Annotated in this window: 1 protein-coding gene; it reads left to right on the forward strand. The window is 40.6% G+C overall.

The window, feature by feature from the left end; genetic code table 11:
- Positions 1–647: DnaB-like helicase C-terminal domain-containing protein (locus ACFINS_RS10670; protein ID WP_375706260.1), on the forward strand; the 647-nt coding region annotated here is incomplete at both ends.

The raw sequence follows: 647 nt of genomic DNA on the forward strand, positions 1-647 counted from the left end.
TTTGAAAACTTTGATACAGCCATTGCAAAAGCACTTAACATGGCAAGCGCTGCAAAAAAGCGTTCCTCACAGCTTTCTGGGATAGCTACCCATATCAAAACCCTTGATGAAAAAATGGGAGGATTACAAGCATCTGATTTAATTATCCTTGCGGGACGCCCTGGGATGGGTAAAACATCACTTGCTACCAATATTGCTTTTAATATTGCTAATGCTTGTAAGCGTGATAACAGCCAAGCCAATGAAGGGGGTATTGTTGGTTTCTTCTCACTTGAGATGTCAACAGAACAGCTTGCAACTCGTATTATCTCAGAACAAATAAAGGTTTCTTCTTCTGATATGCGTCGTGGTAATATCTCAGAAGAGCAATTTACCAACATCATTTACGCAATGCGTTCCTTACAAACAATCCCTCTTTATATTGATCAAACGGGGGGTGTATCCCTTGCACAATTGGCCGCACGTGCAAGGCGTCTTAAACGACAACATGGTCTAGATGTCTTGATTATCGATTATATCCAACTCATGACAAGCGGTTCAAAGCGTTCATTAGAAAATCGCGTTCAAGAAATTACAGCCATTACCACCGGATTAAAAGCACTTGCAAAAGAACTCAATATTCCCATCATTGCTCTGTCACAACTTTC

The sequence above is a fragment of the Bartonella sp. AA2SXKL genome (genome assembly GCF_042197205.1).
In the GTDB taxonomy this organism is placed as follows: Bacteria; Pseudomonadota; Alphaproteobacteria; order Rhizobiales; family Rhizobiaceae; genus Bartonella.